Annotated in this window: 25 protein-coding genes, 1 tRNA gene and 1 pseudogene; 12 read left to right on the plus strand and 15 right to left on the minus strand. The window is 66.9% G+C overall.

Going from position 1 to position 26537, the window contains the following annotated elements:
- Positions 1–7: 7 nt before the first annotated feature.
- From purH to SJY20_RS17575, 4 genes are all read right to left on the minus strand, one after another.
- Positions 8–1570: a bifunctional phosphoribosylaminoimidazolecarboxamide formyltransferase/IMP cyclohydrolase gene (gene purH / locus SJY20_RS17560; RefSeq protein WP_380788433.1), complete on the minus strand. Its 1563-nt coding sequence runs from the start codon at positions 1568–1570 to the stop codon at positions 8–10.
- A gap of 110 nt (positions 1571–1680) precedes the next feature.
- Positions 1681–3420 carry a heparinase II/III family protein gene (locus SJY20_RS17565; protein ID WP_380788435.1) on the minus strand — a complete coding sequence of 580 codons (1740 nt, stop codon included), beginning with the start codon at positions 3418–3420 and terminating at the stop codon, positions 1681–1683.
- The gene (gene rpe / locus SJY20_RS17570; RefSeq protein ID WP_380788437.1) at positions 3417–4076 is read right to left on the minus strand and encodes a ribulose-phosphate 3-epimerase; all 660 of its coding nucleotides are present in this window, start codon (positions 4074–4076) and stop codon (positions 3417–3419) included. The genes SJY20_RS17565 and rpe overlap by 4 nt, the downstream gene beginning before the upstream one ends.
- A gap of 195 nt (positions 4077–4271) precedes the next feature.
- Positions 4272–5549 (minus strand): RsmB/NOP family class I SAM-dependent RNA methyltransferase, encoded by a 1278-nt coding sequence (locus SJY20_RS17575; RefSeq protein ID WP_380788439.1) that lies wholly within the window; start codon positions 5547–5549, stop codon positions 4272–4274.
- 95 nt (positions 5550–5644) lie between these two features.
- Between SJY20_RS17575 and SJY20_RS17580 the strand changes: the two genes are divergently transcribed.
- Entirely contained in the window at positions 5645–5806 is a 162-nt protein-coding gene (locus SJY20_RS17580; RefSeq protein ID WP_380788441.1) for a DUF1674 domain-containing protein, read from the plus strand.
- 22 nt (positions 5807–5828) lie between these two features.
- Here SJY20_RS17580 and SJY20_RS17585 read toward each other — a convergent pair whose 3' ends face one another.
- The 7 genes from SJY20_RS17585 to hisS form a co-directional block, all read right to left on the minus strand.
- Complete coding sequence (locus SJY20_RS17585) at positions 5829–6821, minus strand: MBL fold metallo-hydrolase (RefSeq protein WP_380788443.1); 993 nt, start codon at positions 6819–6821, stop codon at positions 5829–5831.
- 520 nt (positions 6822–7341) lie between these two features.
- Positions 7342–7434, minus strand: a tRNA-Ser gene (locus tag SJY20_RS17590).
- Positions 7435–7579: 145 nt separating this feature from the next.
- Positions 7580–8008 (minus strand): CBS domain-containing protein, encoded by a 429-nt coding sequence (locus SJY20_RS17595; protein ID WP_380788445.1) that lies wholly within the window; start codon positions 8006–8008, stop codon positions 7580–7582.
- 146 nt (positions 8009–8154) lie between these two features.
- Positions 8155–9246 carry a DUF4167 domain-containing protein gene (locus tag SJY20_RS17600; RefSeq protein WP_380788447.1) on the minus strand — a complete coding sequence of 364 codons (1092 nt, stop codon included), beginning with the start codon at positions 9244–9246 and terminating at the stop codon, positions 8155–8157.
- A 246-nt stretch (positions 9247–9492) separates the two neighbouring features.
- Positions 9493–10365, minus strand: a complete 873-nt coding sequence (gene prmC / locus SJY20_RS17605; protein ID WP_380788773.1) for a peptide chain release factor N(5)-glutamine methyltransferase — start codon at positions 10363–10365, stop codon at positions 9493–9495.
- 37 nt (positions 10366–10402) lie between these two features.
- Positions 10403–11476, minus strand: coding sequence for a peptide chain release factor 1 (gene prfA / locus SJY20_RS17610; protein WP_380788449.1), 1074 nt, complete (start codon positions 11474–11476; stop codon positions 10403–10405).
- Between the two features lie 103 nt (positions 11477–11579).
- Positions 11580–12824 (minus strand): histidine--tRNA ligase, encoded by a 1245-nt coding sequence (gene hisS / locus SJY20_RS17615; protein ID WP_380788451.1) that lies wholly within the window; start codon positions 12822–12824, stop codon positions 11580–11582.
- A gap of 49 nt (positions 12825–12873) precedes the next feature.
- Between hisS and SJY20_RS17620 the strand changes: the two genes are divergently transcribed.
- From SJY20_RS17620 to SJY20_RS17635, 4 genes are all read left to right on the plus strand, one after another.
- A complete protein-coding gene (locus SJY20_RS17620; protein WP_380788453.1) occupies positions 12874–13524 on the plus strand; it encodes a DUF1345 domain-containing protein in 651 nt (216 codons plus the stop codon).
- Between the two features lie 237 nt (positions 13525–13761).
- Positions 13762–15675, plus strand: coding sequence for a M61 family metallopeptidase (locus SJY20_RS17625; protein ID WP_380788455.1), 1914 nt, complete (start codon positions 13762–13764; stop codon positions 15673–15675).
- An 89-nt stretch (positions 15676–15764) separates the two neighbouring features.
- Positions 15765–16343 carry an inorganic diphosphatase gene (ppa, locus tag SJY20_RS17630; RefSeq protein WP_380788457.1) on the plus strand — a complete coding sequence of 193 codons (579 nt, stop codon included), beginning with the start codon at positions 15765–15767 and terminating at the stop codon, positions 16341–16343.
- Positions 16344–16347: 4 nt separating this feature from the next.
- On the plus strand, positions 16348–17007 hold the full coding sequence (locus SJY20_RS17635) for a TIGR02466 family protein (protein WP_380788459.1): 660 nt from the start codon (positions 16348–16350) through the stop codon (positions 17005–17007).
- Positions 17008–17149: 142 nt separating this feature from the next.
- Here SJY20_RS17635 and SJY20_RS17640 read toward each other — a convergent pair whose 3' ends face one another.
- Together SJY20_RS17640 and SJY20_RS17645 are read right to left on the minus strand one after the other, a co-directional pair.
- The gene (locus SJY20_RS17640; protein WP_380788461.1) at positions 17150–17620 is read right to left on the minus strand and encodes a GNAT family N-acetyltransferase; all 471 of its coding nucleotides are present in this window, start codon (positions 17618–17620) and stop codon (positions 17150–17152) included.
- Positions 17617–18528: a DMT family transporter gene (locus SJY20_RS17645; protein WP_380788463.1), complete on the minus strand. Its 912-nt coding sequence runs from the start codon at positions 18526–18528 to the stop codon at positions 17617–17619. Before SJY20_RS17645 ends, SJY20_RS17640 begins: the two co-directional genes overlap by 4 nt.
- A gap of 508 nt (positions 18529–19036) precedes the next feature.
- Between SJY20_RS17645 and SJY20_RS17650 the strand changes: the two are divergent.
- From SJY20_RS17650 to SJY20_RS17660, 3 genes and pseudogenes are all read left to right on the plus strand, one after another.
- A pseudogene (locus SJY20_RS17650) lies at positions 19037–19225 on the plus strand (phage tail protein); the annotation flags it as partial.
- A 36-nt stretch (positions 19226–19261) separates the two neighbouring features.
- The gene (locus SJY20_RS17655; RefSeq protein ID WP_380788775.1) at positions 19262–20692 is read left to right on the plus strand and encodes a phage tail protein; all 1431 of its coding nucleotides are present in this window, start codon (positions 19262–19264) and stop codon (positions 20690–20692) included.
- A gap of 140 nt (positions 20693–20832) precedes the next feature.
- Entirely contained in the window at positions 20833–21009 is a 177-nt protein-coding gene (locus tag SJY20_RS17660; protein WP_380788465.1) for a hypothetical protein, read from the plus strand.
- Here SJY20_RS17660 and ispG read toward each other — a convergent pair whose 3' ends face one another.
- On the minus strand, positions 21010–22137 hold the full coding sequence (gene ispG, locus SJY20_RS17665; RefSeq protein WP_380788467.1) for a flavodoxin-dependent (E)-4-hydroxy-3-methylbut-2-enyl-diphosphate synthase: 1128 nt from the start codon (positions 22135–22137) through the stop codon (positions 21010–21012).
- Between the two features lie 122 nt (positions 22138–22259).
- Between ispG and SJY20_RS17670 the strand changes: the two genes are divergently transcribed.
- The 4 genes from SJY20_RS17670 (at position 22260) to SJY20_RS17685 (ending at position 25882) form a co-directional block, all read left to right on the plus strand.
- Positions 22260–22781 carry a DUF1993 family protein gene (locus SJY20_RS17670; RefSeq protein ID WP_380788469.1) on the plus strand — a complete coding sequence of 174 codons (522 nt, stop codon included), beginning with the start codon at positions 22260–22262 and terminating at the stop codon, positions 22779–22781.
- Between the two features lie 65 nt (positions 22782–22846).
- Positions 22847–23992, plus strand: coding sequence for an acyltransferase family protein (locus tag SJY20_RS17675; protein WP_380788471.1), 1146 nt, complete (start codon positions 22847–22849; stop codon positions 23990–23992).
- A gap of 10 nt (positions 23993–24002) precedes the next feature.
- The gene (locus SJY20_RS17680; protein ID WP_380788473.1) at positions 24003–24914 is read left to right on the plus strand and encodes an isoaspartyl peptidase/L-asparaginase family protein; all 912 of its coding nucleotides are present in this window, start codon (positions 24003–24005) and stop codon (positions 24912–24914) included.
- Positions 24915–25030: 116 nt separating this feature from the next.
- Positions 25031–25882: a S1/P1 nuclease gene (locus SJY20_RS17685; RefSeq protein WP_380788475.1), complete on the plus strand. Its 852-nt coding sequence runs from the start codon at positions 25031–25033 to the stop codon at positions 25880–25882.
- A gap of 94 nt (positions 25883–25976) precedes the next feature.
- On the opposite strand, the gene pal is transcribed toward SJY20_RS17685, so the two are convergent.
- Positions 25977–26501 carry a peptidoglycan-associated lipoprotein Pal gene (gene pal / locus SJY20_RS17690; RefSeq protein ID WP_380788476.1) on the minus strand — a complete coding sequence of 175 codons (525 nt, stop codon included), beginning with the start codon at positions 26499–26501 and terminating at the stop codon, positions 25977–25979.
- Positions 26502–26537: the final 36 nt, after the last annotated feature.

Genomic DNA, 26537 nt, shown 5'->3' on the forward strand with positions numbered 1-26537 from the left:
GTGACCATCAATGCCGGAAGTGGCGCATTCCGGTGAACACCATCGCCAGCCCGGCATCGTCCGCCGCGGCGATGACGTCGGCGTCGCGGATCGAACCGCCCGGCTGGATCACCGCGGTCGCCCCCGCCTCGACCGCCGCCAGCAGGCCATCGGCGAACGGGAAGAACGCGTCCGACGCCACCGCGGAGCCGATCGTGCGCGGCGTCGCCCAGCCCGCCTTGTCCGCCGCGTCCTTTGCCTTCCACGCTGCGATGCGTGCGGATTCGAGGCGGTTCATCTGCCCGGCGCCGATCCCTGCGGTGCTGCCGTCCTTGGCATAGACGATCGCGTTCGACTTGGTGTGCTTGGCGATGGTCCAGGCGAAGCGGCAGTCGGCGAGTTCCTGCGGGGTCGGCTGACGCTTGGTGACGACGGTCAATTCGCCGGGCGTTCCGTTATCGCGACCCTGGACGAGCCAGCCGCCGGCGATCGACTTCGCGAACAGCCCGCCGCGCGCCGGATCCGGCAGCTCGCCGGTGAGCAGCAGGCGAAGGTTCTTCTTCGCGGCGAACAGCGCAATCGCCTCCTCGTCGGCATCGGGCGCGACGACGACTTCGGTGAAGATACCGGTGATCGCGCGTGCCGTCTCGGCATCCAGCTTGCGGTTGACCGCGATGATCCCGCCGAACGCCGACACGGTGTCGCACGCGAACGCCGCGGCATAGGCTTCGGCCAGCGTCGCGCCGGTGGCGACGCCGCAGGGGTTGGCATGCTTGACGATGACGACCGAGGGCGCGGCATCGCGGAACTCCGCGACCAGTTCCAGCGCGGCGTCGGCATCGTTGAGGTTGTTATAGCTGAGCGCCTTGCCCTGGACCTGCCGCGCCTGGCCGATCCCGCGGACATCGCCGGTCGCGGTATAGAAGGCGGCGGACTGGTGCGGGTTCTCGCCGTAGCGCAGCGTGTCGCCGCGCTTGAGCGTGATCGGCAGCGTCTCGGGGAACGTCTCGCCCTGGTCGACCGTGCCGAACCAGGTCGCGATCGCGGAATCATACGCGGCGGTGGTCGCGAACGCCTTCGCCGCGAGCCGCTTGCGATCGTCGAGCGTCGTGCTGCCGCCCGCTACCAGCGCGTAATCGGCCGGATCGGTGACGATCGCGACATAGGCGTGGTTCTTCGCTGCCGATCGCACCATGCTGGGGCCGCCGATGTCGATGTTCTCGATCACGGTGTCGCGATCCGCGCCCTTCGCGACGGTGGCTTCGAACGGGTAGAGGTTGACGATGACAAGGTCGATCGCACCGATGCCATGCTCGCGCATCGACGCGGCGTGGCCGGCATCGTCGCGCACCGCCAGCAGCCCGCCATGGACCATCGGGTGCAGCGTCTTGACGCGGCCGTCCATCATCTCGGGGAAGCCGGTCAGGTCGGAGACGTCGCGGACCTCGAGCCCGGCGGCACGCAGTGCGGTCGCGGTGCCCCCGGTCGAGACGAGCTCGACGCCGTGGCTCGCGAGTGCCTTGCCGAGATCGACGATCCCGGTCTTGTCGGAGACGGACAGGAGCGCGCGCTTGATCGGGATGCTGGTCATGAGTGTCTTTCGTCGGCAGCGGGGATGCCGCGGGCCTTAGCCTCGGTTGGCCGCAGAGGGAACGGGGTGCGTTTGCTCCCCTCCCTGGAAGGGAGGGGAGCAGCTACCCGCTACAACGCCTTCTTCACCGCCCAGCTGACATTCGCCCCACCGGCCGCAGCCTCGCCGGTCACCACCAGCTGCTGCGTCGAGACCGGCCGGCCATCGGCATCGATCCACACGCTGTCCTCGACCGCGAGCAGCCCGCCGCGGCACCGGAACTGCCAGAGCGCACCACCCGGCAGCCGCAGGATCGCGCCGAGCGCGTCGGCGGTCATCGACACCTGCACGCCTGCGCCGAGATGAAAACGGATCGCGAACGGCGTCGGGCCGGCGCGACGCTTGCGACCCTGCGGCAGCAGCGCATCATCGCCGCGCAGTTCCTTGCCGTCGCCGGTCAGCATCAGCTGGCGGCGATGCGCGAAGCCCCAGCGGCGGACATAGCCGTCGTGGCTCGCCTCGATCCTGCTGGCGGCGTCAGATTCCTGGCGGCTCAGCTCGACCTCGGCGACGCCGCGCCCCAGCGTGCCATCGGCATGGATCGCGGTCGAATTGCTGTCCGCGACGGTCAGCGTCGAATGCGCCGCGGTCGAGCGCAACCCCTCGGCCAGCGTCGCCGGCAGCTGCGCCACGCCCGCACGCGCGCCGCCGCAATTCACGACGATCCGCGCCGGCCCATCCGAAAATTCGAACGCCAGCGTCGACGCGCAGCCGCCCTCGACCAGTCGCGCGACCGGCGGCGGCGCGGCATCGACGATCAGCACCGCGGTCCCCGCCGCGAGCCGCTGATACCCCCAGTCGCGCGCCTGGCGCAGGGGCCGGGTGCGCACTCCGCTCGCCTCGATCACCGCGGCGACCTCGGTCGCGGCGAACGGCCCGCCGCCCTGCCAGCTCGACAGCGCGCGATCGCCGTGCATCACGCCGAGCAATGCCGCGACCATCCGGGTCAACGTCGCCGCGATCGGCTCGGGCAGGTCGATCCGACGCGCCGCGTAAGTTTCCTGCAGCATGCTGAGCAGTTGGATGGTGTCGAGCAGCATCGCCGGACTGCGCGACACCGATCCGCCATCGTCGAACAGCCCGGTACCGAGCGCGCGGAGCAGCCCAGCCTCGCCGAACGCCAGTCGGGGTTCGCCGCCAGGGATCAGCAACCCGGCCGCGACGACCCCGCACCACGCCGCGATCCGCGGCGCACCCGCAGGCGCCTTATCGGCACCGCGATCGAGGTGCCGAGCGCCGCGCGCGAGCGCATTCAGCACCTTCGAGCGATAGATCAGGTCGGCGGACGACAGGATCAGCGGCGCATGGCACGTCCAAAACAGGATGCGCCGGCCCCACAGGTCCGGTCGCCACGCGATACCGCCGACGGTATCGGCATGCGCACCGAGCCACAGGCTCATCAGATGCTCGGCGATCGGAGCGCCCCGCGCACGCGTCGCGACGGTCGACAGGTCGCGCAGCCAGGCGAAGCTGTGGAGATGTTCGGCGAACGGCTTGCCCCAATCGGGCTTGGCCAGATCGAGCGTCTCGATATCGCGCGTCTCGCCGCGCAGCCCGATCACGCCTTCGAGCAGCGCTAGGCCACGCCCGACGTCGCCCATCACCGGATCGTCCGGCACCGCGATCAGCTTCAGCGGATAACGCCCCTTCAGCCGGATCGAATGGATCGGCGTCCGCCACGTCAGCCGGTGGAAACGCTCCGCCAGCCGATCGGCGAGCGACAGTGCCGCGTCGCCGCCGAGCCGGATCAGCCGCCGACCCTCGTCGATCCCGTCGGGCGCCGGCTCGGTCGGAGTGCGGTTGTCGGTCAATCGCCCCTCAGCGCCGCGATGTTGGCGGCGTATGCGGACGGCCCGCCGCGGAACACCGACGTGCCGGCCACCAGCGCATCGGCCCCCGCTTCGATGCACCGCTTCGCCCATGCCGCGTCGATACCGCCATCGACTTCCAGGTCGATCGCGCGCCCGCTCTTCTCGATCATATTGCGAATCGCGGAAATCTTCTTGAGCTGGCTTGGGATGAAGCTCTGCCCGCCAAAGCCGGGATTGACGCTCATCACCAGCACCAGGTCGACCATGTCGAGCAGGTAATCGAGCATCTTGGCAGGCGTGCCGGGGCAGATCACCACGCCGGCGCGCTTGCCCAGCGTCTTGATGCGCTGGAGCGAGCGGTGGATGTGCGGGCCCGCCTCGTAGTGCACGGTAATGCAGTCCGCCCCGGCCTCGGCGAACGCGTCGAGATAGGCGTCGACCGGCGAGATCATCAAATGGACGTCGAACGGCTTGGTCGTCACGCCGCGCACCGACTTCATCACTGCCGGACCGAACGAGATGTTGGGGACGAAATGCCCGTCCATCACGTCGATATGGATCCAGTCCGCCCCCGCCGCGTCGATCGCGCGCACCTCCTCCCCGAGTTTGGAGAAGTCGGCGGAGAGGATCGACGGAGCGATGCGGACGGGATGCATAGGGTGTCCTAGCGCGGGATTGGCAGGGGCGGAAGTATCCGTCACCCCGGACTTGGTGCGGGGCAATACCCCGACCTCATACCATCCCGTCACCCCAGCGAAGGCTGGGGTCTTCGTGGGGAGGGCATCCGGCCAGAACCGGGATGCTCCAGCCTTCGCCGGGGTGACGACGCATTTGCAACGAATGGCGTTGCGTCAGTTCCGCCGCAACCGCGCGATGAAGAACCCGTCCGCGCCGCCCTGGTCCGCCAGCATCCCCGGCAAGGTGCGCACCGTCCCGGCTTCGGTCGGCGCGATGCCGTCCGGCAACTCCACCTGCTCCACCGGCACCACCGAATAATCGCTGCGCGCCGCCAGGAACGCATCGAGCTGCGCCTCGCCCTCCGACGGCTCCAGCGAGCAGGTCGCGTACACCAGGGTCCCGCCCGGCTTCACCCAGTCGGCCGCCCGCGCGAAGATCCGCGCCTGCAACGCGGCGGTCTCGGCGATGATCGACGGGCGCACGCGGTGCAGCACGTCGGGATGGCGGCGGAAGATGCCGGTCGCGCTGCACGGCGCATCGATCAGCACCGCATCGGCGGGCTCGGCCGGCGCCCAGTCGAGGATGTCGGCATTGATGACCTCGGCCTTCAGATGCGTGCGGAACAGGTTTTCGCGCAGCCGCTTGATCCGGCTCTGCGAATTGTCGACCGATGTGACGGTCCAGCCCGCCGCCGCCAGCTGCAGCGTCTTGCCACCGGGCGCGGCGCACAGGTCGAGGACATGGCCTGCGCCTGCGCCGATCAACCGCGCGGGTAGCGAGGCGGCGATGTCCTGCACCCACCATGCGCCATCCGCGAACCCGTCCATGTCGGGCACCGAGTCGTGGTCGCCGAGCCGCAGATGACCCGGCATGAAGCTGACCCCGCCGAGCTTCTCGCGCCAGCCTTCGGTCTCGGACGGATCGGCGATCGTCAGGTCGAGCGGCGGCGGCACCGCGATCGCGACACAGGCCGCGTCGACCACCTCCTCGCCCCATGCCGCATCCCAGCGCAGTTCGACCGGCGCGGGCAGCGTCGGAACCTCGGGCAGCAGCACGCCGGCGCGGAACAGCGTCCCGAACACCCCGTGCACCAATTTGCGCGGACCGCCGTCGACCAGCGGCAGCACGGTCGCGATCGCCGCGTGGCTGGGCGTACCAAGCACCAAGGTCTGGACCAGCGCGATGCGCAGCGCCATCCGCGCCTTCGCATCGTCGGGCAGGTTGGTCTTGGTCGCCGAGTCGATCAGCGCGTCGAGATCGGGCAGACGGCGCAGCGTTTCGGCAGCGATCGCATGCGCCAGCCCGCGATCGGGTCCGTGGATCGCGCGGGTCGCCGCGGGCAGCGCCGCTTCGAGCGCCTCGCCGCGACGCAGGACCGCGTCGAGCAGGCGGATCGCGGCGCGGCGGGTGGGCACGCCGAGCGGCTCGGGTGCATGCGTATAATCGGGCATCAAGGTCCTTCGCTTCGGTATCGCGTGCGTGGCAAAACCGCGCGACCGCCCCCATGTGAACGCTAGAACGCAAACCCGCAACTCGGAGACCCGCGATGGGCCAGCGCCCGGACCATGTGAAGCCCCCCGTCTATCTGTCGCCGAATACGCCGGTGCCGCTACCCGAGGCCGTGCCCGAGCCGCGCGAGGACCCGATGGGTCGCAACCCGGTGCGCTATGGCGACTGGGAGCTGAAAGGCATCGCGATCGATTTCTAGGCGTTTCGCGGTCCGCTCGCGCCTAGGATGGGTGGGACTCGAAATCATAGACCCGACCCGGCTCTGCCGCGACGAAACGCTCGGGCGCAATCCCCGCTGCCGCTACTGCCAGGGCGAGAGCCTCGCGCGGCGCCTCGCGCCCCTCGTCGGTCAGCCGGAACGTCCCCCAGTGGATCCCCAGCGCGCGACCGACCTCCACATCGCCGAAGATCCGCACCGCCTCGGCCGGATCGACATGCTGCGGCGCCATGAACCACCGCGGCGCGTACGCACCGATCGGAATCAGCGCGACATCGGTCGCCCCCAGTCGTGCGCGGATATCGCCAAAGATACGCCCGTCCTCATAGCCGGTATCCCCCACGAACCAGATCGTACCGGCCGGCGTCGACAGATGGTGCCCGGACCACAGCGCCATGCGAACATCGGACGGCCAGCGGTTGCCCCAATGATAGGCCGGCGTCAGCGTCGTGGCGATCCCGTCGGCCAGCGGCAGCCGATCCCACCAGTCCCCCGCGACGCACCGCGCCCCCGGCACCGCAGCCCGGACGATCGCATCGTTGCCGAGCGGCATCGCCATCAGCGGATCGTGCGCGGCCTGCAGCCGGCGCAGCGTCGCGGTATCGAGATGGTCGTAATGGCAGTGGCTGAGCAGGACGACATCGATCGGCGGCAGGTCGTCGAATGAGATCCCCGGAACCGTGACCCGCTTCGGACCCACGAACGCGAACGGACTCGCGCGCTCCGACCAGACCGGATCGGTCAGGATATTAAGCCCCGCGACTTGGATCAGCAGCGTCGCATGACCCACCATGGTGATGCGGAGCCCGTCGACCCTGGGTTCGGGCCTGGCGGGAACGATCGGAACCGCGTCCGGCCAGCCCGCCTTGTCGCCGGTGAACCGCCAGCGCAGCAGGTCCACTACGCCGTGCGTGTCCGGCGCCTGGCCCGGATTGAAGAAGCGAACGCCATCGAAATGGTCGCTCATCGGTCCCTGATAATAACGATTGCGCGCCATCGCGCCGGCCTAGCGCCTGCCACACATCAAAGCGACCCGCATCGGAAGCAGCGACGTGGACGCAGCGTCTAGGATGATATGCCGGTACAGCCAGCCGCGCTTCCAGGCATTGTCACGCTTGCTGTCCCCAGCTTCGGGCCTGGCCTCCCGAGGCCCCAAGATGCACGTTTTACCTCCCCGGGTTGCCCACTTAGAACTGACGTTCGCCTGCGGAAGCCGCCGAACGGGTCCATTCATTACAGCGCATACTTCTTTAGGATTGCTCTATTACTTTATCCCGCACCGATTATGAGATTTACTAAATTTCTAATTAACAGCTTGCGTGAAATTGACGTTTTACGGTTCCAATACCATCGGTTTCGTGATTTGAGTACTAAGCTCGCCCCTATAGATTGTTTGACCGGCCCGCCCCTGTTGGAACCGTGCTGTACCGATCGCACATACGAACGCCGTTTCGGAATGCTTAAAGTCGTCCGCCTTAGGACGCTGCACGCTTAGCGGAACGTCGAGAATGAAATGATGGCGGAGACGGAGGGATTCGAACCCTCGGTACCAGTAAACCCGGTACGGCGGTTTAGCAAACCGCTGGTTTCAGCCACTCACCCACGTCTCCAGGCCTGGTAGCGGCTGTTTCCCTAGGGCTTGGGTAAAAATCCGTCAACGTGAAACGCGCGCGGTGCGGCGATCCCCTGGGTTTGGCTGGGTGCTGTCGATCGGGCGACCCGGTCCCGCACCTGTCGACGACAACCCAGCAAGCCTCAGACCGACTGGATATACTCGCGCATGGCGGCGGCGTCGGCCTCGATGCGGTCGATGCGGTATTTGACCAGGTCGCCGATCGAGACGAAGCCGATCATCGTGCCGCCATCGACCACGGGGAGATGACGGATCCGCTGCCGCGTCATCAGCGACAGTGCGCCGATCACCGGTTCGTTGCGGTCGACCGAGCGCACGGGCGTGGTCATCGCGTCGCGCACCCGTTTGTCGAGCGCCGCGGCGCCATCCGCGTTCAGGCAGCGGATGACGTCGCGTTCCGAGAAGATGCCGAGGATCTGCCCATTTTCGATCACCGGTGCGGCGCCGATCCGCTTGTCGGCGAGCAACGCGATCGCCTGGCTCAGCGTATCGTCGGGCGCCAGCGACAGCACGTCGCCGCCCTTGGTCTGCAGGATCGCCGCGATCGTCATGTCCGCTCTCCGCTCTGCTCGGGCGTCTGTCGCGCCGCGTCGGCAAGAGACCATGTTTGCGGGCCGATGGGAAGATGCTTGCGGCCATGAAAAAGGCCGGCACCGCCCATCGCGGTACCGGCCTTTTCAGCATCCAGACGGCAGGATCAGCCGACCTGCACTTCGCTCGCCGCGGTGCGGATGCGACGACGGCGGGGTTTTTCCTCGGACTCGCCATCCGTGACGACCGGCGCCGAGGCGGCGGAGATTCCCAGCGATGCCGGCAAGCGATCGGCGTCTGCGGTGGCAGCAACCGGCGCCGCGTCGTCGGCGCTGCGATCGCGCGGCGGACGACCGCGGCGACGGGGCTTTTCTTCCGTTGCAGCGGCGAATTCGACACCCTCGCTCTGGTCGTTGGCGGGCAGCGTCGCGGCCAGCGGCAGCGCAGGCTGCTCTGCCGCCTCGTCCGCCTGGACCGGTGCAGGTGCACGCGGTGCGCGGGGCGTACGGGCCGGCGCATCGCGATAGTCGCTGCGCTCGGCGCGCGGCTGGACCTCGCGTGAAGCCTCCTGCGGCTGGCCCTCCTGCGCCTGTTCGTCACGCGGCTGGCGCGATTGCTCGTCCCGCGCAAAACGCTCGTCGCGGCTCTGGCGCTGTTCGTTACGCGGACGATCTTCGCGCTGCTCGTTGCGAGGACGATCCTCGCGTTGGCCATCACGCTGCCCGTCGCGCTGGCGATTGTCGCTGCGCTGCGAATCGTAGCGCGGACGGTCGTCGCGGTCCTGGCGCTGGCCGCCATTCTGCGGCTGCGGATTGCCCTGGCTATTGCCCTGCGCGTTGGCCTGGTCGCCCTGCTGCTCGCCGGCGCGGATCGGTTCGCCTTCATCGGCGTAGTCGTCGTCGCCGTTGATGTCGAAGGGCTGCTGGATGCGCGGCCGCGGCGCGTGCTGCGGCTGGCTTTCCTCGAGGCGGGTACGCTGCTCGCTCAGGACGCGGAAATAATGGTCCGCGAACTGCAGGTAATATTCGATGTTGACGCGGTCGCCCTGCATCTGCGCGTCGCGCGCGAGGTTTTTGTACTTCTCGTACAGCTGGGTCGCGTTACCGCGCGCGCGGCTGTCGATCCGGTTGCCGGTGTCGCGACTGCCCTGGCCACCACCGCCGCCCTGACGCTGGCCACCGCCACCGCCGCCACCATTGCCGCCGCCATTGTTGTTGCCACGACCGCGACGGCGGCCGGCTTGCCGGTTGTTGATCAAGCTTGTGTTCCTGTGCTCAAGAAAACTTCGGTCCTCAAACCAAATTCGGGTTTCGCCGCGCTGCGAACCCATGCCGCGCCCATAAGGGCAGCGGACCTGCCATGATCGCCGGACTCGAACGACATGGTGAAGGGTGCGAGCCACCGCTCAAAATCAACGAACTGTCGATGTTGCGTGCCCCTGCCCGCTTGATAGCGGGCGGGATGCCCGTCCCACAAGCGAAATGTGGCATATCCGTTCGATTGTTCAAGTGGCCGTGATCGCACGCGGATTCCCGCCAAGGTCGTGGTGGAGCGCGGTCGACAGGCCTTGCGCCGCGAACAGCGCGGCGACCGCGCTGCCCTGGGTCGCGCCGATTTCGACGATCGCGGCGCCGCCGGGGGCGATCAGAAGCGGCAACTGGCGCGCGAGCAGGCGGTAGTCGGCGAGGCCGTCGTCGCCGGCGTAGAGCGCGGCATGGGGTTCGTGGTCGCGGACTTCGGCGGGAAGCGCGTCGTCGGTGGCGATATAGGGCGGGTTGGCGAGGACCAGGTCGAAACGGGCGTCGAGCGCGCCGGCCCAGTCGCCGCGGATGAAGTGCGCGCGGTCGGCCATGCCGAGCGCGACGGCGTTGGCGCGGGCATAGCCGAGCGCGGCGGCGGACTGGTCGATGCCGAGACCCCGGGCCCGCCATTCGGCGAGGGCCGCGAGCAGCAGCGTGCCGGGACCAGTGCCGAGGTCGAGTATCGTGGTGGGCGCGCGATTGCCGAAATGCGCCTGCGCCGCGACGAGCAGCGTCTCGCTGTCGGCGCGCGGGACCAGCGCGCCGGGGCCGACGGCGAGGTCGATCGACCAGAAGCCGCGGGTGCCGGTGATGTAGGCGATCGGCTCGTGACCCGCGCGACGGTCGACCAGCGCGGCGAAGGTTTCGGGGACAGCGTAGCGGTCGGGGTCGATCAGGATCGCGCTACGCGTCGTGCCGAGCGCGTGCGCCATCAGGAGCTCGGCGTCGAGCCGCGCCGTGGGCGAGAAGGCAAAGCGCGCCGCGGCGGTAGCGAGGGCGGCACTTACTGCTCCCCTCCCGCTCGCGGGAGGGGTCGGGGGAGGGCGTGTCCGATCGGGCGCATCGCTCGCGGACATGCCCTCCCCCAGCCCCTCCCGCACGCCGGAGGGGGGTTTAGCCATCGAGCTGGGCCAGACGATCGGCTTCGTCCTGCGCGCTGAGCGCTCCCAAGAGTTCGCCCATATCCCCGGCGACGATCTCCGGGAGGCGGTGGAGCGTCAGGTTGATGCGGTGGTCGGTGACGCGCCCTTGCGGGAAATTATAGGTTCGGATGCGCTCCGACCGATCGCCCGATCCCACCATCGACTTCCGCGCGCCCGCGCGCTCGGCATGCAGCCGGTCGCGCTCCTGTTCATACAGCCGGGTCCGCAACACACGCAGCGCCTTGGCCTTGTTCTTGTGCTGCGACTTCTCGTCCTGCTGGATCACAGTCAGGCCAGTCGGGATATGCACGATCCGGACCGCGGAGTCGGTCGTGTTGACCGACTGCCCACCCGGCCCCGACGAGCGATAGACGTCGATGCGCAGGTCCTTGTCGTCGATCTTGACGTCGACCTCCTCCGCCTCGGGCAGCACCGCTACGGTCGCCGCCGACGTGTGGATGCGGCCACCGGCTTCGGTCGCGGGAACGCGCTGGACGCGGTGGACGCCGCTCTCGAACTTCAATTTTGCGAACACGCCCTGCCCGGTGACGCTGGCAACGACTTCCTTGAAGCCGCCGGCGTCGGACGACGATCCCGAGATCATCTCGACGCGCCAGCCCTGCGATTCGGCATAGCGCTGGTACATCCGGAACAGGTCGCCCGCGAACAGCGCCGCCTCGTCGCCACCGGTGCCGGCGCGAACCTCGAGCATCGCAGAGCGCTCGTCGGCGGAGTCGCGCGGCAGGAGCGCGAGTGCGAGTTTGCGGTCGGCGGCTTCGAGCAGCTGGCCGTTGGCGTGGAGTTCCTCGGCAGCCATCGCGCGCAGCTCGTCGTCGGCGTCCCCGGCCATGTAAGCGAGGCTGTCGGCCTCGGCGCGCAGGCGGCGCACTTCGGTCGCGGCCTGCGCGACGGGTTCTAGCTCGGCATATTCCTTCGACACCGCGACGAAGCGGTCCGAGGGGAGGTCACCGGTCGCCATCTGCGCCTGCAACTCGTCGCGCCGCGCTTCGATCGCGCGGATGCGGTCGGGGGAGATCTGGGTCATTCGCACACCCTTTCCGTCATCCCGGCGAAAGCCGGGACCCAGGGTGACGGGGCGCAGCGTTCGTGACCCTGGATCCTGACTTTCGTCAGGATGACGAAGGGGGTCATCGCAGCGCCTCCGCGAGATCGGCGAACGCGACCTCGGTCTGCGTGCCCGTGTCGAGCGCCTTCACCGCGCCGACGCCCTTGGCGAGTTCGTCGTCGCCGAGGATGATCGCGAACCGCGCGCCGAGCGCGTCGGCCTTGGCCATGCGCGCCTTCATCTTGCCCTTGTACGCCATCTCGACCGCGACGCCTGCCCGGCGCAGGTCGGCAACGATGCCGGTCGCGCGCGCTTCCGCTTCGGGTCCCATCGGGACGACGACGGCGTCGATTCCGGTCGCCTGCGGTTCGTCGAGCAGCATCGCCAACCGCTCTACGCCGGCCGCCCAACCCACGCCCGCCGTCTCCGGCCCGCCGAGGCTTCCGATCAGCCCGTCATAGCGCCCACCCGCCAGCACAGTCCCCTGCGAGCCCAACCGATCGGTCACGAACTCGAACGCGGTGTGGCGGTAGTAATCGAGCCCACGCACCAGCCGCGCGTTGCGCTCCCAAGCGACACCCGCCGCATCGAGCCCGGCGGTCACCGCGTCGAAGAACGCGCGCGCCTCGGGCGTCAGATACGCATCGATATCGGGCGCGCCGTCGGCGATCGGGCGGTCGCGCGGGTCCTTCGAATCCAGAATCCGCATCGGGTTCTTCTCAAGCCGCGTCAGGCTGTCCTCGGACAACTCGCTGCGATGCGCCTCGAAATGCGCCACCAGCGCCGCGCGCCAGGCCTCGCGCGTCGCCGCGTCGCCCAGCGTATTGAGCTGCAGCGTCACACCCTCGGAAATCCCGAGCTCGCGCAACAACTGGTCCGCCAGCACGAGCAGCTCCACGTCCGCCGCCGGCTCGGCCGCCCCGATCACCTCGGCATCGATCTGGTGGAACTGGCGAAACCGCCCCTTTTGCGGGCGTTCGTAGCGGAACACCGGGCCACTCGTCGTCAACTTCAGCGGCGCGAACTGCTGCCAGCCCTCGGTCAGGTACGCGCGCGCGATCCCGGCAGTGAACTCCGGCCGCAGCGTCAGCGAATCCCCGCCGCGATCCTCGAAACTGTACATCTCCTTCGACACCACATCGGTGGTCTCGCCGAGCGACCGCGCGAACACCGCGGTCGACTCGAACACCGGGATATCGACCCGCTGGAAGCAATACAGCGCCCGCACCCGCTCGAACGTCGACAGGACATGCGCGAACCGGCGCTGCTCGTCGCCGAAAATGTCCTGGGTCCCGCGGATGCGGCGGGGTGTTTCTATTCTTGCCATGATGCGCGCGTATCTAGGCGACGTGCCTGCGAAGCGCTAGCGCTGTGGCATGACTGACAAAGCCAGATTTTGGGGACTCGGCCAACGCGTCGCCCCGCCGCGCTTCATCCTGTTCGTGCTGGTCTTCGCGGTCGGACTGGCCGCACTGATCCCGCGCTTCGGGCTCGGGCGCGGAACGATGGGGGCGTTCGACGTCGCCGCGGTGGTGTTCCTGATCGCGGTCTCGACGCTGTTCCGCAACGCCACCGCCGCCCGGATGCGCCGCGCGGCGGAAGAGAACGACGCCAACCGCGCGGTGCTGCTCGGCTTCAGCGGGACGATCATGCTGGTCATCCTGGTCGCGGTCGCGAAGGAATTGCAGGGCAAGAACGACGCGGTCGGGATCGCGCTGACGATCACGACGCTGGCGCTGGCATGGCTGTTCTCGAACATGATCTACACGCTGCACTACGCGCATCTGTTCTACGTCGACGATCCGGACGGCAAGGATGCCAAGGGCATCGACTTCCCGAGCTGCGACGAACCCGATTACTGGGACTTCGCCTATTTCGCGTTCACGCTGGGGATGACGTTCCAGACCTCCGACGTCCAGATCACCTCGCGCCGGGTGCGCAAGGCGGCGCTCGGCCAGTGCATGGCGGCGTTCGTGTTCAACATCGGCGTGCTGGCGTTCACGATCAACGTGCTGGGGAGCAGCTAAGCTCCTCTCTCTTCCCTCCGTCATCCTGACGAAAGTCAGGACCCAGGGTTACGGGCGTTGCACTGCGTGGCTCTGGGTCCTGACTTTCGTCAGGATGACGGGAGGGGGTTTGGCGAGCGCTGGGACGCGAACCACGCTTGAGCAAAGACGTGAATCACGCACCCGCAAAGGACTGGACGCCTGCCCTTTATCGCGATTACACCTCGTGTCATCGTCTCTCAGCCGGAAGGCCCTCCCGTGATCCGCAAGCTTCTCACCGCGACCCTGCTCGCGTCCGCCGCGCCCGTCTTCGCACAGGTCCCCGCCGGCAACACCGCGCCGCAGCCGGTGCCGTTCGTCGATACCATCCCCGACGCGGTCGACACGCCCTATCCGGGCACGATCCTGCTCGACGTCAACGCGACCGACACCGAACGCGGCATCTTCACGGTCAAGGAAACCATCCCGGTCGCCAAGGCCGGCCCGATGGCGCTGCTCTATCCGAAGTGGCTGCCCGGCGCGCATTCCCCGCGCGGCGAGATCGAGAAGCTCGCCGGCCTGGTGATCCGCGCCAACGGCAAGATCCTCCCCTGGACCCGCGACCCCGTCGATGTCTTCGCGTTCCACATCGACGTCCCCGCCGGCACCAAGTCGGTGGTCGCCGAATTCCAGTTCATCTCCGCGACCAAGGGCGACCAGGGCCGCGTCGTGATGACGCCGACGATGGTCAGCCTCGAGCCGAACCTCGTCAGCCTGTACCCGGCCGGCTATTTCACCCGGCAAATCCCGATCAAGATGACCGTCACCTACCCGACCGGCTGGACCGCCGCCGGCGCGGTGCCCGCCAAGGTCGCAGGCTCGGTCTACAGCTACGACACCACCAACTACGAGATCCTGGTCGATTCGCCGACGCTGGCGGGCAAGTACGGCAAGGTCTGGCCGCTCAGCCCGAAGGTCGATCTCAACGTCTTCGCCGACAGCATGGACCAGCTCGCCGCCAAGCCCGAGCAGATCGACGCGCACAAGCGCCTAGTCGACCAGGCAGTGAAGACCTTCGGCGCGCAGCATTACGATCATTACGAATTCCTGCTGTCGATCACCGACCAGCTCGGCGGCATCGGCCTCGAGCATCACCGCAGCTCCGAAAACGGCGTCCGTCCCGGCTATTTCACCGAATGGGAAACCGGTGCCGCCGCGCGCAACCTGCTGCCGCACGAATACACGCATAGCTGGGACGGCAAGTTCCGCCGCGGCGCCGACCTGTGGACCCCCGACTTCCGCACCCCGATGCGCGATTCGCTGCTCTGGGTGTACGAGGGTCAGACGCAGTTCTGGGGCTATGTGCTGCAGGCGCGCTCGGGCCTTGTCAGCAAGCAGGACACGCTCGACGGCTATGCGTCGATCCTCGGCAATTACGACACCGCGCAGGGGCGCCAGTGGCGCCCGCTGATCGACACCACCAACGATCCGGTGATCTCGGCGCGGAAGCCCAAGGGCTGGACCAGCTGGCAGCGTAGCGAGGATTACTACAACGAGGGCCTGATGGTCTGGATGGAGGTCGACGCGATGCTCCGCCAGAAGTCCGGCGGGACCAAGTCGATCGACGATTTCGCCAAGGCGTTCTTCGGCGTCCGCGACGGCGATTACGGCGAGCTGACCTATACGTTCCAGGACGTCGCGGCGACGCTCAACGGCATCGTGCCCTATGACTGGGCGACGTTCCTCAACACCCGCCTGACCGAAACCGGCAAGCCGGCGCCGATCAACGGCTTCGCGATGAACGGCTACAAGCTGGTCTACACGCCCGAGATCACCAACTACATGAAGCAGGCGGAGAAGACCCGCGGCACCGACGTCAGCTATTCGATCGGGCTGGTGATCAACAAGGAGGGCGTGGTGACGTCGTCGATCTGGGACAGCCCGGCGTTCAAGGCGAGCCTCGACGTCGGCACCGAGATCGAGGCGGTCAATGGCGACGTCTATTCGCCCGATCGCATCAAGGCCGCGATCCTGGCCGCGAAGGGTACCAAGGAGCCGATCCGCCTGACCGTGAAGAACAACGACCGGCTCCGCGACGTCATGGTCGATTACCATGACGGCCCGCGCTATCCGCGCCTGCAGAAGGTCGGCACTGGCGAAGGTGGCCTCGACCGGCTGCTGACGCCGCGCTAAGCGTACCAGTTACTCATCACGCCAGTCTATCGGTGCCGGTCGCTCTTCGTGTAAGGGCGCCGGCATCGTTACATTCGGAAGGACCGTAAATGCGTATCGACCTGATCCCGACTGGCAAGAACCCGCCGGAAGACCTGAACGTCATCATCGAGGTTCCGACCGGTGGTGAACCCGTCAAGTACGAGTTCGACAAGGCATCGGGCGCGCTGTTCGTCGACCGCATCCTGCACACGCCGATGCGCTATCCCGCGAACTACGGCTTCGTCCCGCACACGCTCAGCCCCGATGGCGATCCGCTCGACGCGCTCGTGATCGCACGCTCGCCGTTCATCCCAGGCTGCGTCGTTCGTGCCCGCCCGATCGCGGTGCTGAACCTCGAGGACGAGGCCGGCGGCGACGAGAAGCTGATCTGCGTGCCGGTCGATTCGGTATTCCCCTACTACGCCAACATCGGCGAGCGCGGCGACATGCCCGAGATCGTGTTCGAGCAGATCGAGCATTTCTTCACCCACTATAAGGACCTCGAGAAGAAGAAGTGGGTCCGCGTCGGCAAGTGGGGCGACGCCGACGAGGCCAAGCGCGTCACGATCGAGGCGATCGAGCGCTACGAGGCTGAAAAGGCCAAGGGCAAGGAACCGATGAACGCGGACGATACCGCAGGGCGCTGATCGGGTGACGGCGTCTGGGGCCTTCGACGGCATCCGCGTCCGCGCGGAACAGGTCGGACTGTTCGAGACACCGATCCTGCACGGCCGGCTCGCCGATGCCGACGCGATGACCGCGGCATTGGCAGCCGCCATCCGGGCGCGGCATGCCGCCGTGCCCAGCCTGTCGCGCTCCAATATCGGCGGCTGGCATTCGGCGACCGACATGCTCGACTGGGGCGGCCCGGCCGCCACTGCACTCGCCGACATCGCGATCCGGATGGCCCGGCGCTGTTCGCATTTCGAGGGGCGCGACGCGGCGTCGTTCGAATGGACCTGCAAGATGTGGGCGAACGTCTCGCCGCCCGGCGCGCTCAACATGAGCCATGCGCATCCCGGCGTGCTGTGGGCGGCAGTCTATTATGTCGACATGGGCGCGCCGCCGGCATCGGGCGAAACCGGTGGCGAGCTGTTCTTCGAGGATCCGCGCTTTCCGATTCCGTTGATGCGGATGCCGGGGTTCCGCCTGCGCGGGATCGACGGCCAGCCGCAGCCGGTCGAACACCGGATGCCGACCGCGGCCGGCGACCTAGTCCTGTTTCCCGCCTGGGTCCGCCACGGGGTGCGGCCACACGCCGGCACCGGCGACCGCATTTCGATCGCGATGAACATCGACGTGGTCGGCTAGCCTATAGTCCGTCACCCCAGCGCAGGCTGGGGTCTCTCGCGGTGCCTGCTGCGCCCTTACCTCACGAGATCCCAGCCTTCGCTGGGATGACGGAATTGGGCACGGATGACACGCAGGTGGCGGCGTCGAAAGGCACGCCTCTCTACCGGCCCGCCAGCGTCCGCAACGCCGCGCCATCGACACGCTGCACCGTCCAGTCCTCCAGACCGACCGCGCCGAGCGTACGATAGAAGCGGATCGCACCTTCGTTCCAGTCGAGCACCGACCATTCGAACCGCGCACAGCCGCGGTCGATCGCCAGCCCCGCCAGATGACGCAGCAACGCCGCACCGACGCCGCCGCCGCGCGCGTCCGGGGTCACGTAAAGATCCTCCAGATACAGCCCGCGCCGCCCCTTCCACGTCGAGAAATTGTGGAAGAACAGCGCGAACCCGACCGGTCCCGCCAGCCCGTCCGCGATCACCGCCTCGGCGGCGGGCGATGCACCGAACAGCGCCTCCGCCAGCATCGCCTCGGTCGCCTCCACCGCATCCGGCTCGCGCTCGAACGCCGCCAGCTCGCGCACGAAACGCAGGATGGTCGGCACGTCGGCGGGTGTAGCGGATCGGATCATGCGGCAGCCTCGGTATGCGGGATCGGTACCGTCTTGCCGCGCAACGCGACCAGCGATCCGGCGATGATGAGCAGCGCGCCGCCGACCGTCCAGGCCGAGACGCGCTCGTCGAACACCAGCCAGCCGAGGATCGCCGACCACACGAACGCGGTATATTCGACCGGCGCCAGCACCTGCGCCTCGGCGCGACCATAGGCCCAGGCGAGCAGCACCGCCGACATCGACCCCAGCGCCGCCGCACCGAAGATCTCGGGCATCCGCGCGACACTGGGCACCGCGGCGAACCACGGCGCACCGATCAGCAGCAGCACCGACAGCACCACGCTGGTGAACAGCGCCACCTCCAGCGGTTCGGCGACCTGCGCCTGCCGCCGCAGCAGGATCAAGCTGCCGGCGTAGAGGATCGATGCGGCGACGATCGCGACCGAGCCCAACACCGTGTCGGTCGACGCCTGCGCCTGAACCTGCCCCGCGGCGATCGCGAGCACCCCCGAGCTCGCGACCAGCGACCCGAGGATCGCGCCCTTCGCGATCGTCTCGCCGAGCACCACCGCCGCCAGGAACAGCGCGATCAGCGGCGCGAGGAAGGTCAGCGCCACGCCCTGCGCCATCGTCACGCGCACCAGCCCCCAGAAGAACAACAGCACCGACGCCCCCGCGATCGTCCCGCGCGCGACATGCAGGATCATCGCCTCGCGGCTCGGCAACGCCTTGCCACGCGCGACGAACACCGGCGCCAGCACCACCACCCCCGCCACCGACCGCCAAAGCACCGCGCTGTACGCGCCATGCGAAATCGCCATGCCCTTCATCAGCGCATCCATCGCCGAATAACTGGCAATACCGACGGCAGCGACGGCGAAGGCGGTGGCGGGGGCGATTGCAGAAGCGGTGGCGGGGCGATTCATCCGGCTGTTCTGGCAAGTTACAGGCACGCGGGACAGCCGCAAACGACCCGAACCACTGGCTCGCCGACATATCCCAGCCGTCCGGCGAGCGAACACGCCCATTTCGCGACGCTCCGGTCGATTCCATAGCAACGCGCACGGATCATGGCCAAGGACGCGCCATTGGCTCAATCGTCACATAGTATACGGCAGCCATTCCTTGGTTACTCGCGCATTCCGGATCAGGTTTGTTCCTCGCATACTAATGAGGCCGCGCCGTAGATGCGCGCCTACCTAAACGCCACAGTACATTAGGAAATAAATCATATCGATCCAATATCGATACATTTATTTTACGACGTTCGCATGACGGACGACAAATTCAGAGTTCAACAACAATAATATCTACCGATTCGGTTCAACAACTGCACAGCGTTATTACCGGAGCCCGATAGACGGTGGCCAACATTTTCCATTAGAAAAGAGGGATCATGAAATGGCAAATCCAGTCGATCTAGTCCAACCCGGAATGATAGTTGCGTTTGCGGGAGACGTATCCCAGTCTAGCGTGATCGAAGCCTTGCTAGGCCTTGGGTGGATCGTCTGCGATGGCACGTCGTATCCAAAATCAAAATTTCCCAGCCTTGCGCTGGCTATCGGGACAAATTTCGGGGGGTCGGGCGGATCAAAGGGATCCTTCAACGTTCCGGACTTGCGGGGGAGGTTCTTACGCGGAACATCTTACGAGTCGAACATGGATCCAGACACCGCCACACGCGTGGCAATAAATGCTGGTGGTTCGGACGCAAATTCGGTCGGATCCTTGCAGTTCTCGGCGACCGCACTCCCAGGTAGCCAATTTAACTTTTCGACGAACGGAGATCATACCCACACCGTCGGCAATGTGCCGCAGGGATCGAACGCATACGCTCTGGCAGGGAGCCACTATGCAATTGCCAACAGCGGCGGAGTAACGTCGGATTCGCAAGGTAATCATACCCACGTTCTTCAAAACTGGGACAATGAGAGCAGACCAGTAAATTTGTACGTAATTTATTTGATTAATACTGGGGCCGGGGACAACATGGCAGTTGTTGCCCCCTTATACGGCGCCATAGCAGCATTCTGCTTTTCCCTGCAGGTCGACGAGCCGGCCACCCCCTGGCTGTTTTGCGACGGCACATCGCAAAGCCAGACAGCATTACCGGATTTATATGGCGCAATCGGAAGCACCTGGGGCTCCGGTAGCGGTGACGGCGCATTCTCCCTGCCCAATATGCAAGGCATTTTCGTGCGGGGGGTAAGTCCAGGGATCAATGCTCTTGCTAACTTCCAAACATACTCGACCGGCCTGCCGAATAATAATCAGTTCCAGGCCGCCACTGCCGGCGACCATTTCCATAATGTTCCGAACGTCCCTGGATCCGATACCAGCTACTACAACATCACCGGTAGTCACTACGGCTGGGACCAGCAAACGCAGACGTCCTACTCGGCCGGTGCACATACCCATCAGTGTGGAAAAGGTAATGGTAGCGGTGGTGATGCCGAAACGCGTCCGCCAAACGTCTATGTCGATTTCGGGATATTGGGCGATGTCGGACCCGATCCGGTGACGGACACTTTCGCAGTCGGAACGATTCTGAATTACGCGGCTCCCCTCGATCAGGCGAAGATAGCAGCATCGAACTTTATCTATTGCGACGGCAGCACGGTATCGCGCACGCAATACGCGACGCTATTCCAGGCAATCGGAACAAGCTTTGGCGGCGGGGATGGGACATCGACCTTCAATCTTCCCAATTTCGTCGGCACGTTTCCACGGGGCGTGAACGGTAGCGCGGTCGGCGCAGGCTACGATCCCGACGCGTCCGCACGTGTCGTCCAACCCCTCGTGACCGGCGGAAATAGCGGGAACACCGTGGGCTCGTATCAGCCCTGGGCATCGGGTTCGCCCGTCAATCCCATGAGCACGACGGAAAACGGGGCCCATACCCACCAGTTTCCCAACGTACCGAATGACTCATCGAATTCGGCGGTCGGTGGTTCTGGCGAGAGTATATGGAATGGAGATTCGACAGCAAGCTCGACGAACGGAGCCCATACGCACACCATCACCGGGGGCGGCGACGCAGAGACGCGATCGCACAACGTCGCTTGCTACTACATAATAAAATTCCAGTAAGACGTAAGGCATGAGGCGGGGGAAGATACCGGGTCCCAGCGCTGTCAGGGTCGCGGGGGTTGTGTACGGTTTATACGGAACGCCGTACACTTAGAGGCCACACGACAATGACATACGACCTGCCCCCGTCCCCGCCCTCTGTGCACCGCGCGAAAGCCACGATCCGGTTTGGACGTCGCGCCGAAATGGCCGCGTCGGTCAGGATCACGAATGGCGGCATCCTGTCGATCGGCGCGCTGGTGTCCGGAATCCTGCTCTCTACCGCGGTGCTGGTACGGGCCTCGGTCCGCGCGCGTGAGGCGCGGACCGGGGACTGATCAGGCAGCCACCGCTGCCAGCGCTACCGCGTCGGCGGCTTCGATCTCCGCCGCCTTCGCCTCGACCAGCCGGACGATGTGGTCGACCATGCCCGCGTCGGCGATGTGGTGGTCGGTGACCCCCGCCAGATAGACCATGTGCTTGGCGGCGCCGCCGCCGGTGATGCCGATATCGGTCTCGCGCGCTTCGCCGGGGCCGTTGACGACGCAGCCGAGCACGCTGAGGCTCATCGGCGTGCGGATGTGCTGGAGCCGCTCTTCCAGCGCCTGGACGGTGCGGATCACGTCGAAGCCCTGGCGTGCGCAGCTCGGGCACGACACCACGCGGACGCCGCGGTTGCGGATGCCGAGCGCCTTCAGGATCTCGAAGCCGACGCGGACCTCGTCCTCGGGCTCGGCCGAGAGCGACACCCGGATGGTGTCGCCGATGCCGTACCAGAGCAGGCTGCCCATCCCGATCGCCGACTTGACGGTGCCGCCGACGAACCCGCCAGCCTCGGTGATGCCGAGATGCAGCGGGCAATCGACCTGTTCGGCGAGCTGCTGGTACGCCGCGACCGCGAGGAACAGGTCGGACGCCTTCACCGCGACCTTGAACTCGTGGAAGTCGTGGTCCTGCAACAGCTTGATGTGGTCCATCGCCGATTCGACCAGCGCATCGGGGCATGGCTCGCCGTATTTCTCGAGCAGATGCCGCTCCAGCGAACCGCCGTTGACGCCGATCCGGATCGCGCAGCCATTGGCCTTGGCGGCGTCGACCACTTCCTTCACGCGGCTCGCCGAACCGATATTGCCCGGGTTGATCCGCAGGCAGGCGGCGCCCGCGTCGGCGGCTTCCAGCGCGCGCTTGTAGTGGAAATGGATGTCGGCGACGATCGGCACGCGGGATGCGCGGACGATCTGCTTCAGCGCGGCGGTCGATTCGATATCGGGGCACGACACCCGGATGATGTCGACGCCCGCCTCTTCGCAGCGGCGGATCTGGTCGACCGTCGCCTTGACGTCGTCGGTCGGGGTGTTGGTCATGGTCTGCACGGTGACCGGCGCGTCGCCGCCGACGGGGACGTTGCCGACCATGATCTGGCGGCTCTTGCGGCGGGTGATATCGCGCCAGGGACGAAGGGACATGAGGATTCCTCGGGAGTTCGCCCCTCATATAGCGACTGCGGGCGGCGAACGGAACATCGCTGGCGGGGGCCCTCCAACGCGCCCATAGCGGCGCCACTTGAAGCCCAATCGGAGCCGATGCGATGACCCTGTCCCTCTACGATGCGACGATCCCCTCGAACCTCCAGATCCTGCGCGCGCTCGATGCGCTGCTCGACAAGGCCGAGGCGTTCGCGACCGAACAGGGTATCGCGCCCGCAACGCTGATCGATGCACGGCTGGCCGACGACATGCTGCCGTTCGGCTATCAGCTGAAGGCGTGCGCGGCGCATTCCGTGGGTGGCATCGACGGCGTCCGCGGCGGCAGCTTTTCGCCCGACCGGTCGCCTTGGCCGACCGATTTCGCCGGACTCCACACCGTCCTGCGCGATGCGATCGCGACGCTGGAGTTGATCGACCGGGCCGAGTTCGACCTGCTCGCCGATGCCGACACCTCGTTCCAGTTCGGCACCCTGGTGATGCCGTTCACCGGCGCGAACTTCCTGCTGTCGTTCTCGCAACCCAATTTCTATTTCCACGCGACGACGGCGTACGCGATCCTGCGCGCCCGCGGCATGCCGCTCGGCAAGCGCGACTTCATGGGCGTGCCGCGCATGAAGGCGTAACGTCGGCGGGCGCCGCTCCGGCACCTGCGCTTGCGGGCGCGCGCGCCTACCCCTAGGGCCGCGCGATGACCCGGCATTACGGCATGGACTGGCTGCGCATCGGCGCGTTCGCGCTGCTGATCGTCTATCATGTCGGAATGGTCTTCGTGCCGTGGAATTTCCACGTGAAATCGGGGCATGTCGAGGATTGGGCGACGCTGCCGATGCTCGCGACCAACGCCTGGCGGCTGACGCTGCTGTTCGTGGTGTCGGGCTATGCGAGCCGCGCGCTGCTCGCGCGATCCGGCGGGGTCGGCAGCTTTTTCGCCAATCGCTGCGTGCGGCTGCTGGTGCCGCTGGCGTTCGGGATCGCGGTGATCGTGCCGCCGCAGCCCTGGGTCGAGCTGGTCACCAAACACGGCTACACCGGCGATTACCTGACCTTCTGGACGCGCGATTATTTCCGGTTCGGGCCGCTTGGCGGGATCACGCTGCCGACCTGGAACCACCTCTGGTTCGTGGTCTATCTGTGGGTCTACACCGTCGTCCTGACCATTGGCGTGGCGGTCGTGCGCGGGGCGCGGATGCAGCGCGCGTTCGACCGGATCTTCGGCGGCGGCCTGGTGCTGGCGCTGCCGATCGCGTGGCTGGTGTTCGTCCATGCTTGGTGGTTCCGGATGGTCGGCGAGAGCCAGGCGCTGTTCGGCGACTGGATCGCGCACGTCACCTATTTCCCCGCCTTCTTGTTCGGGTTCGGCCTCGCGCGATCGGAGCCCGCGATGGCCGCGATCGTGCGCTGGTGGAAACTTGCCGCGATCGTCGCGCTGCTCGGCTATGCCAGCGTCATCGCCGTCGAGACGCATTGGCCCGGCGACGTCGCGGCGCCGCGCTGGGTCTATACCCCCTACGGCGTCGCGCATGCGCTGGAGCAATGGGGCGCCATCGTCGCGCTGATCGGGATCGCAGAGGTCCATTGGAACCGCGACCACCGGCTGCGGCCGATGCTGACCGAAGCGGTGTTCCCGTTCTACATCGTGCATCAGACGATCATCGTGCTGGCGATGTATGCGCTGCTCCGCGCCGGGCTGCCGGGCTGGGCCGAGTTCGCCGTCATCCTGGTCGCGACGACGATCGGATGCGTGATCTTCTACCGCCTCGGCCGCGCGATCCCGCTGCTGCGACCGCTGATAGGCTTGCGTGGGCGTGCGCCCGTCAAGGCTGCGATTCCCTGAAAGGACTACGATGAGCTGGACGTTGATGATTCACGGCGGGGCCGGCCGCCTGACACGCGAGACGCTGACGCCGGCACAGGATGCGGGCGCGCGGCAGGGACTCGCGCGGGCGCTCGACGCCGGATCGGCGGTGCTCGCAGGCGGCGGCAGTGCACTCGATGCGGTCGAAGCGGCAGTGAAGGCGCTCGAGGACGATCCCCATTTCAATTCGGGCCGCGGCGCGGTGTTCACGCACGACGGCACCATCGAGCTCGACGCTGCGATCATGGACGGGCACACGCGGGCGGCCGGCGCCGTGGCTGCGGTTACCGCCACGCGAAACCCGGTGGCGCTGGCGCGTGCGGTGATGGACGACGGCCGCCACGTGCTGCTCGCCGGCAAGGGCGCCGACGCCTTCGCGCTGGAACAGGGCGTCGAACCCGCGGACCTGTCGTGGTTCGCGACCGACGAACGCCGCCGCCAGTTCGCCGAACTGCAGGCGAGCGGCGACACCTTCGACGTGAACATGAAATACGGCACGGTCGGCGCAGTCGCGTGCGATGCCGACGGCAACGTCGCGGCGGCCACCTCGACCGGCGGCGTGACCGGCAAGCGCTGGGGCCGGATCGGCGATTCGCCGGTGATCGGCGCGGGCACCTGGGCCGACGACGCCTGCGCGGTATCGTGCACCGGATCGGGCGAGTTCTTCCTCCGCGTCGGCGTGGGCCACGCGATCGCGGCACGGGTGAAGTTGCTCGGCGAGGACATCGCCACCGCGGCCGAGACGGTAATGGCAGAGGTCGTCGCGCTGGGCGGCACCGGCGGCGTGATCGTCGCAGGACCGGACGGGCGCGCGGCTTGGCACTTCACCACGCCAGGCATGAACCGCGGGCGCGCGGATTCGCACGGCGTGCGCGAAGTCGCAATCTACGGCGACGACTGATCCGTCATCCCGGGCTCGTCCCGGGATCCAGGGTTCCGACCGATACCGCGTCTGACCCTGGATCCCGGGACAAGCCCGGGATGACGAAGAGTTATCGGCGCGCTAGAGGCCGCCACATGATTCGTAAGCTTTCCGCCGCGCTTCTTGCGTTGGTCGCCGCCAGCCCCGCCCACGCCTATTGGGAATATGGCCACCAGACGATCGCGCAGATCGCCTATGCCAATGTCACCCCGCGGACCAAGGCCGCGGTGCGCCGCATCCTGGCGACGCAGACGCTGCTCGAAACCCCCGAATGCCCCGCCGGCACGATCGAGGACGCCAGCGTCTGGGCCGATTGCGTCAAGCCGCTCAAGAACGCCGCCAGCAACTCGCGGTTCGGCTATGCCTATAGCTGGCATTACCAGGACGCCGATGTCTGCGCGCCGTTCGACCTGACGCCTAGCTGCAAGGACGGCAATTGCGTGTCGGTGCAGATCGAACGCGACGTGAAGCTGCTGCGCGCCCGGGCGACCAGCCCGAAGGACCGCGTCCAGGCGCTGGTGTTTCTGATCCACTTCGTCGGCGACCTGCACCAGCCGCTTCACGCCGGCGACCGCAACGACAAGGGCGGCAACGACCTCAAGGCGGATTACGGCATCTACGGTCCGCCCAAGTTCAACCTTCATTCGATCTGGGACGGCCCGCTCGCCGAGCGTGCGATCTCGACGCCGCCATCGCTGGTCCGCCGCTACCCCGCCGCAGAGCGCGTGCGGGTCGCCAAGGGAAATGTGACGGACTGGAGCCGCGAAGGCTGGCAGGTCGCGCATACCGCCTATGCCGCAGCGATTGGCGGCGATGGCTGCGGCCCGGTCCCGCCGCGCGCGACGCTGGACGAAGCGACGATCGAAAAGCTCACCCCGATATCGCGCGAAGAGGTCCGCCGTGGCGGTATCCGCTTGGCGAAGCTGCTCGACGAAGCGCTGGGCTGACACCGTCATGCTGAACTTGTTTCAGCATCCACATCCCCACGTGCGATACCGCTCGCGGGGACGTGGACCCTGAAACAAGTTCAGGGTGACCCGTTTAGTTCAACACCACCGTCACCGCGCGGCGGTTTGCCGCCCAGCTCTGGTCGTCCGACCCCATCGCGACCGGGCGTTCCTTGCCATAGCTGATCGTCGTCATCCGCTCCGACGGCACGCCCTTGGCGGCGAGATAGTTCTTCGCCGCATTGGCGCGACGGTCGCCGAGCGCGAGGTTGTATTCGCGGGTGCCGCGTTCGTCCGCATGGCCCTCGATCGTGATCCGCACGTTCGGATAGCGCGCCAGCCACTGCGCCTGACTGTCGAGGATCGCACGCGCGGTCGAATCGATATCGTACATGTCGAGCGCGAAATTGACCGTGTTCGACTGCACCGACCGTTTGAAGTCGGCATCCGACCCCGGCACGATCGCGCCGTTGGCCGATCCATCGATGCTGCCGTTACCCTGATCCACCGGACCGGCCTCGGCAGGTGCGGGCGGCAGGACAGGCGGACGCTTCTTGGCGCAACCGGCGACGGCGACGAGCGCGGTCGCGGCAAGCAAAATGCTGGTGAACCTGGACATTCATAATCTCCCGTAGTGGATGTCGGTACCGTTCGT

This window comes from Sphingomonas sp. R86521 (assembly GCF_042466235.1).
GTDB lineage: Bacteria > Pseudomonadota > Alphaproteobacteria > Sphingomonadales > Sphingomonadaceae > Sphingomonas.

Excerpts from the sequence above, each read along its gene's own strand:
- SJY20_RS17655 (WP_380788775.1), top strand. The coding sequence starts at position 19,262 with ATGGATCCAGACACCGCCACACGCGTGGCAATAAATGCTGGTGGTTCG.
- rpe (WP_380788437.1), bottom strand. The coding sequence starts at position 4,076 with ATGCATCCCGTCCGCATCGCTCCGTCGATCCTCTCCGCCGACTTCTCC.
- SJY20_RS17645 (WP_380788463.1), bottom strand. The coding sequence starts at position 18,528 with ATGAATCGCCCCGCCACCGCTTCTGCAATCGCCCCCGCCACCGCCTTC.
- SJY20_RS17675 (WP_380788471.1), top strand. The coding sequence starts at position 22,847 with ATGACCCGGCATTACGGCATGGACTGGCTGCGCATCGGCGCGTTCGCG.
- SJY20_RS17585 (WP_380788443.1), bottom strand. The coding sequence starts at position 6,821 with ATGGCGCGCAATCGTTATTATCAGGGACCGATGAGCGACCATTTCGAT.
- prfA (WP_380788449.1), bottom strand. The coding sequence starts at position 11,476 with ATGACCCAGATCTCCCCCGACCGCATCCGCGCGATCGAAGCGCGGCGC.
- SJY20_RS17670 (WP_380788469.1), top strand. The coding sequence starts at position 22,260 with ATGACCCTGTCCCTCTACGATGCGACGATCCCCTCGAACCTCCAGATC.
- ispG (WP_380788467.1), bottom strand. The coding sequence starts at position 22,137 with ATGTCCCTTCGTCCCTGGCGCGATATCACCCGCCGCAAGAGCCGCCAG.
- SJY20_RS17575 (WP_380788439.1), bottom strand. The coding sequence starts at position 5,549 with ATGCCCGATTATACGCATGCACCCGAGCCGCTCGGCGTGCCCACCCGC.
- SJY20_RS17580 (WP_380788441.1), top strand. The coding sequence starts at position 5,645 with ATGGGCCAGCGCCCGGACCATGTGAAGCCCCCCGTCTATCTGTCGCCG.
- SJY20_RS17640 (WP_380788461.1), bottom strand. The coding sequence starts at position 17,620 with ATGATCCGATCCGCTACACCCGCCGACGTGCCGACCATCCTGCGTTTC.
- hisS (WP_380788451.1), bottom strand. The coding sequence starts at position 12,824 with ATGGCAAGAATAGAAACACCCCGCCGCATCCGCGGGACCCAGGACATT.
- SJY20_RS17680 (WP_380788473.1), top strand. The coding sequence starts at position 24,003 with ATGAGCTGGACGTTGATGATTCACGGCGGGGCCGGCCGCCTGACACGC.
- prmC (WP_380788773.1), bottom strand. The coding sequence starts at position 10,365 with ATGTCCGCGAGCGATGCGCCCGATCGGACACGCCCTCCCCCGACCCCT.
- SJY20_RS17595 (WP_380788445.1), bottom strand. The coding sequence starts at position 8,008 with ATGACGATCGCGGCGATCCTGCAGACCAAGGGCGGCGACGTGCTGTCG.
- ppa (WP_380788457.1), top strand. The coding sequence starts at position 15,765 with ATGCGTATCGACCTGATCCCGACTGGCAAGAACCCGCCGGAAGACCTG.
- SJY20_RS17685 (WP_380788475.1), top strand. The coding sequence starts at position 25,031 with ATGATTCGTAAGCTTTCCGCCGCGCTTCTTGCGTTGGTCGCCGCCAGC.
- SJY20_RS17620 (WP_380788453.1), top strand. The coding sequence starts at position 12,874 with ATGACTGACAAAGCCAGATTTTGGGGACTCGGCCAACGCGTCGCCCCG.
- pal (WP_380788476.1), bottom strand. The coding sequence starts at position 26,501 with ATGTCCAGGTTCACCAGCATTTTGCTTGCCGCGACCGCGCTCGTCGCC.
- purH (WP_380788433.1), bottom strand. The coding sequence starts at position 1,570 with ATGACCAGCATCCCGATCAAGCGCGCGCTCCTGTCCGTCTCCGACAAG.